This is a genomic window from Mycobacterium sp. (assembly GCF_035314905.1).
In the GTDB taxonomy this organism is placed as follows: Bacteria; Actinomycetota; Actinomycetes; order Mycobacteriales; family Mycobacteriaceae; genus Mycobacterium.
Genome location: NZ_DATFYW010000197.1, coordinates 1 through 5526 on the forward strand (window position 1 = coordinate 1; position 5526 = coordinate 5526).

Consider the following 5526-nt stretch of genomic DNA (forward strand, 5'->3'; position numbering starts at 1 on the left):
CACACGCCGTTGACCGCGATCGAATCCCCCGGCGACGCGTCGCTCGTGACGATCGGGCCGCGGATCTGCAGCCTCACCGCATCGGGCAGATCCGACTTTCCGACTACGCGCCCAACCTCTTCGACGATGCCGGTGAACATCTGCCCAGGCTAGTGCGCAACCGGGGCCGGGCGGCGTGACCCTTTACGATGCAGTCATGCCGATGCGCCGCCGGAATTCCGCTGCCGTTCTCGCCGTTCTCGCCCTCATCACCGCCCTCATCGCCGGGTGCTCGTCATCGAACAACACCTCGAACGCCCCGTTGCCGGATGCAGCGACGCTGCTCAAACAGTCCAGCGACACCACGAAGAACCTCAAGAGCGTGCACCTGGTGCTGCAGGTGACCGGCTCGATCCCCAACCTGCCGGTGCACTCGTTGACCGGGGATCTGACCAACACCCCGGCCGTCGCAGCGAAAGGCAACGCCAACATCACCGCGTTCGGCCAGACCATCGACGCGGATTTCGTCGTCGCGAACGGAAACCTCTACGCGGCGCTGACCCCGAACAAGTGGACGAACTTCGGGCCGGCCGCCGACATCTACGATCCGTCGGTCATTTTGGATCCCGACAAGGGCCTCGCCAACATGCTGGCCAACTTCACCAACCCGAAAAGCGATGGCCGCGAAACCATCAATGGGATTCAGACGGTCCGCGTCAAAGGCACCGTCAACGGTCCCGTGATCGGCGCGATTGTGCCCGAGGTCACCAACCAGGTTCCGGCGACCGCCTGGATCCGTGAAGACGGCGGCCACGACCTGGTGAAGGCATCGGTGCAGATCAGCCCCGGAAACACCATCGACATGACCCTGGCCGACTGGAACAAGCCGGTGGCCGTCAGCCCTCCCGCGGGGGTGTGACCCAGCATGCGGGCCGGCCGGAGAATCGCGATCGGCGCGGGCAGCCTCGCCGTGCTGCTCGGCGCTCTCGACACCTACGTCGTCGTCACGATCATGACCGACATCATGCGCGACGTCGGCATCCCGATTAACAAGATTCAGCAGGTCACCCCGATCGTCACCGGCTATCTGCTCGGCTACGTCGCGGCGATGCCGCTGTTGGGCCGCGCCTCGGACCGCTTCGGCCGCAAGCTGCTGCTGCAGGCCAGCCTGGCCGTGTTCGCGATCGGCTCCGTGGTCACCGCGATGTCACACGACTTGACCACGCTGGTGGTCGGCCGCGTCATCCAGGGCACTGCCAGCGGTGCGCTGCTGCCCGTCACCTTGGCGCTGGCGGCAGACCTGTGGGCACAACGCAGCCGGGCGGCGGTGCTCGGCGGAATCGGTGCCGCGCAGGAGCTGGGCAGCGTGCTGGGCCCGCTCTACGGCATCTTCATCGTCTGGCTGCTGAACACATGGCGGGACGTGTTCTGGATCAACGTGCCGCTGGCCGTCATCGCGATGGTGATGATCCAGGTCAGCCTGCCGCCACGCGACAAAGACGGGCCGCCCGAGCGGGTCGACGTGGTCGGCGGCGTGCTGCTGGCCATCGCGCTCGGGCTGGCAGTTGTTGGTCTCTACAACCCGGCGCCCGACGGCAGGCAAGTGCTTCCCACCTGGGGCTGGCCCGTCCTCGGGGGTGCGCTGGTCGCTGCGATCGCGTTCGGCCTATGGGAGCGGTTCGCGCGCACCCGGCTGATCGAGCCGGCCGGCGTGCACTTCCGGCCGTTCTTGGCCGCGCTCGGCGCGTCAGTGACGGCGGGCGCCGCGCTGATGGTCACGCTGGTCAATGTCGAGCTGTTTGGCCAGGGCGTTCTGGAGTTGGACAAGAACCAGGCGGCGGGACTGCTGCTGCGCTTCTTGATCGCGTTGCCGATCGGCGCGGTCGTCGGCGGCTGGATCGCCACGAAGGTCGGCGACCGGGCGGTCGCCTGCGTGGGGCTGCTGATCGCCGGTTTCGCCTACCGGCTGACCTCGCATTGGCCGGTCGACGTGCTCGCCGCACGGCATCACCTGGGCCTGTTCACACTGCCGATGATGGACACCGACCTGGCGCTCGCCGGCATCGGCCTTGGCCTGGTGATCGGGCCGTTGACGTCGGCGACGCTGCGTGTCGTGCCGCCGGCACAGCACGGTATCGCTTCCTCGGCGGTGGTGGTGGCCCGCATGATCGGCATGCTGGTCGGCATCGCCGCGCTCAGCGCGTGGGGCCTCTACCGGTTCAACCAGATCCTCGCCGGCCTGCCCGACAGGACCCCGCCCGGCGCCAGCCTCGCGGCCCGGCTGGAGGCCGAGGCCGACAACTACCGGCTCGCCTTCTCGATGCAGTACGGCGAGATCTTCGCGATCACCGCGATCATCTGCGTGGTCGGCGCCGTCCTTGCGTTGTTCATCAGCGGGCGCCGCGAGCACGCCGACGCGCCGGAACCCGACTCGCGCGAGGCGGTTGCGGCGCGCAACTAGGCCGTTAGCCGCCGGCGATGGCGGGTATCCCCGTGGCGAGGCGAAGACTTCAACACGGAGGAGGCAATGATGGCCGCACCACTCGACGGCAAGACGATCGCATTCCTGGTGGCCCCGGAAGGTGTCGAGGAGGTCGAACTCACCGAGCCGTGGAAGGCGGTCGAACAGGCAGGCGGGACTCCCGAGCTGATATCCACCGAAGTGGGCAAGGTGCAGGCCTTCAACCACCTGACCGCGGCCGACACCTTCGAGGCGACGAAGGCCGCGGACAGCGTGAATGTCAGCGCTTACGCGGCCTTGGTGCTGCCCGGCGGCGTCGCGAACCCCGACTTCCTGCGGACGGTTCCCGCGGCGGTGGACTTCGTCAGGGGATTCTTCGACGCGGGCAAGCCCGTCGCCGTGATCTGCCACGGACCCTGGACTATCGTCGAGGCCGACCGCGTGCGCAGTCGCACCATCACGTCATGGCCGAGCGTGAAGACCGACATCGGCAACGCCGGCGGCAATTGGGTCGACGAAGAAGTCGTGGTGTGCACGAGCGGTCCCAATACCCTTGTGTCCAGCCGCAAGCCCGACGACCTGCCGGCGTTCTGCAGCACACTGGTGGACAGGTTCGCCGATTAGCCGGCGGGGACCAGGCTCAGCAACACATCCGGACCGATCCGCTCGACGCCGTCGAATTGCCATCGCAGCGCGCGAGCCATCGTCGGCACCCCGACGTCGCCGACCGCAGTAACAGGGCCACCCAACAGGATCGGTGCCACGTAGGCCAGGATGCGGTCGACAAAGCCGGCCCGAAGAAACGCGCTCGCCAGTGTCGGACCGCCTTCCATCAGCACATCGGTCCGGTCCGCCAGTGCCTTGATCACCTCGTGGGGGTCGCGGGTGCGGATCAGCATGGTCCGCGAGTCGTCGTTGAGAACATTCGCTTCCGAAGAGATTTCCCGCTCTCCCACCACCACCCGCAGTGGCTGGCGACCGGCGAGGCTGCCGTCGGGCAGCCGGGCGGTCAGCGTGGGGTCGTCGACGAGCACCGTGCCGGTTCCCACCACGATCGCGTCGGCCGCGGCGCGGCGGCGATGCACGTCGGCGCGTGCGGCCTCGCTGGTGATCCATTGGCTCGTACCGTCGGCCGCTGCGCTGCGCCCGTCCATGCTTGCCGCGTACTTCCATGTCACATGCGGAAGTCCAGTTCGCTGCTTGTGCAACCACTCCCGCAGAGTTCCGCCGGCGACCGCCTCGGCGAGCACGCCACCGACAACGTCGACGCCTGCCTCGGCCAGCCGCGCGGCGCCGCCGGCGGCGATCGGGTTCGGGTCGGCCACCGCGTACACAATCGACGAAATGCCCGCGGCCAGCAGCGCATCCACACAGGGCGGGGTCTTGCCGTGGTGGTTGCAGGGTTCCAGCGTGACGACCGCGATCCCGCCCGCGGCCAGGTCCCCCGCCCGCCGCAGCGCCACCACTTCCGCGTGCGGCCCGCCGGCAGGCTCGGTTCCCCCGACACCGGCGACCTCGCCGTCGCCGTCGAGAATGACCGCTCCCACCGGTGGGTTCGGGTATGTCGCGCCCTTGACCCGCTCGGCGTGGTCGATAGCCAGCCGCATGGCGGCCAGATGCTTCATAGCTGAAGGTGGTTTGACGCCGCAGCGGCCCTGCGGCGCAACGCTTCCACTGCGTCGGCCGGGTCCTCGGCGCTGTAGACCGCCGACCCGGCGACAAAGCAGTCGACCCCGGCTTCGGCGGCCTCCACGATGGTGTCCTCGTTGACGCCGCCGTCGATTTCAACGAGGACGGTCAGCTCGCCCGAGTCGACGAGCCGGCGCGCGGTGGCGACTTTCGGCAGCACCTCGGAGATGAATCGCTGTCCGCCGAACCCCGGCTCGACAGACATGATCAGCAACGTGTCGAACTCGCGCAGGATCTCCAGATACGGCTCCAGCGGGGTGCCGGGCTTGACCGAGAGTCCGGCCATCGCACCCGCGGCGCGGATATCGCGGGCGACCCCGATCGGGTTGTCCGTGGCCTCGGCGTGAAACGTGACGTTGTAGGCCCCTGCTTCGGCATAAGGGGGCGCCCAGCGGTCGGGGTCGTCGATCATCAGGTGGCAATCCATCGGGATGTCGGTGTACTTGAGCAGGCTTTCCACCACCGGCAGCCCGATGGTTAGGTTCGGTACGAAGTGGTTGTCCATCACGTCGACGTGCAGCCAGTCGGCGCCGGCGACGGCGGCGGCCTCGTCGGCCAGCCGGGCGAAGTCGGCGGCCAGGATCGACGGCGCGATCAGCGGCGGCGGCATGGGCTCAATGTACTTGCAGCGCGGCGGCGAACATCGCGTCGGTTCCGTGCCGGTGCGGCCACAGCTGGACGTAGGGGCCGTCACCGAGGTCGCCGGCCCGCTCGAACAGAACCCTGGTGTCGATTGCGTCGACCGGGTGACGACGCAGCGCGTCGGCGACCACCCCGACCGTCTCCGCCAGGTGCGGCGAGCATGTCGCGTACAGCACGACGCCGCCCCGACGGGTCAGCCCGATCGCCGACGAAAGCAGCTCGCGCTGCAGTTTTGTCAGCGGCGGCACGTCGGCGGGGGTGCGCCGCCAGCGGGCTTCCGGGCGGCGCCGGAGAGCGCCGAGCCCGGTGCAGGGCACGTCGACCAGGACGCGGTCGAAGCCGGGCTCGAGCCCGGGCGCCCGGCCGTCGGCGCGCACAACCTCCACGCCGAGGCCCCGGGTGTTCTCCTCGACCAGGTCGGCGCGCCGCGGCGCCGGCTCGACCGCGGTGACGTGGGCGCCGGCCGGGGCGCCGAGCGCGGCCAGCAGCGCGGTCTTGCCGCCCGGTCCCGCGCACAGGTCAAGCCAGCGGCCCGCGTCGGGCCCGTCAAGTTCGGCGAGCGTCAGCGCCCTGGCGACGAGCTGGCTGCCCTCGTCTTGCACCAGGGCGCGGCCCTCGCGCACCGGCGACAGCCGGCCCGGGTCGCCGCCCGCCAGATACACCGCATACGGCGAATAGCGACCGGCGGTGCCGCCCACGGCCTCGGCGAGTTCGTCTTTGGTTAGTGCGCCGGGGCGCGCCGCGAGGTGAACGAG

At 69.3% G+C, this 5526-nt stretch carries 6 protein-coding genes and 1 pseudogene; 3 read left to right on the top strand and 4 right to left on the bottom strand.

What is annotated here, in order from left to right:
• Positions 1-140 (bottom strand): annotated as a pseudogene (locus VKG81_RS17190) (riboflavin synthase); the annotation flags it as partial.
• A gap of 56 nt (positions 141-196) precedes the next feature.
• Between VKG81_RS17190 and VKG81_RS17195 the strand changes: the two are divergent.
• From VKG81_RS17195 to VKG81_RS17205, 3 genes are all read left to right on the top strand, one after another.
• Positions 197-898 (top strand): LppX_LprAFG lipoprotein, encoded by a 702-nt coding sequence (locus VKG81_RS17195; protein ID WP_324397758.1) that lies wholly within the window; start codon positions 197-199, stop codon positions 896-898.
• A 6-nt stretch (positions 899-904) separates the two neighbouring features.
• Positions 905-2440, top strand: a complete 1536-nt coding sequence (locus VKG81_RS17200) for an MFS transporter (RefSeq protein ID WP_324397759.1) — start codon at positions 905-907, stop codon at positions 2438-2440.
• Between the two features lie 69 nt (positions 2441-2509).
• Positions 2510-3064: a type 1 glutamine amidotransferase domain-containing protein gene (locus tag VKG81_RS17205; RefSeq protein WP_324397760.1), complete on the top strand. Its 555-nt coding sequence runs from the start codon at positions 2510-2512 to the stop codon at positions 3062-3064.
• Here the strand turns inward: VKG81_RS17205 and ribD are convergent.
• The 3 genes from ribD to VKG81_RS17220 form a co-directional block, all read right to left on the bottom strand.
• The gene (ribD, locus tag VKG81_RS17210; RefSeq protein ID WP_414685307.1) at positions 3061-4047 is read right to left on the bottom strand and encodes a bifunctional diaminohydroxyphosphoribosylaminopyrimidine deaminase/5-amino-6-(5-phosphoribosylamino)uracil reductase RibD; all 987 of its coding nucleotides are present in this window, start codon (positions 4045-4047) and stop codon (positions 3061-3063) included. The two genes, VKG81_RS17205 and ribD, sit on opposite strands and share 4 nt — an antisense overlap.
• Before the next feature lie 14 nt (positions 4048-4061).
• Positions 4062-4739: a ribulose-phosphate 3-epimerase gene (gene rpe, locus VKG81_RS17215; RefSeq protein ID WP_324397762.1), complete on the bottom strand. Its 678-nt coding sequence runs from the start codon at positions 4737-4739 to the stop codon at positions 4062-4064.
• A gap of 4 nt (positions 4740-4743) precedes the next feature.
• Positions 4744-5526 (bottom strand): RsmB/NOP family class I SAM-dependent RNA methyltransferase (locus VKG81_RS17220; RefSeq protein ID WP_414685308.1); only part of this gene is annotated, 783 nt, incomplete at its 5' end.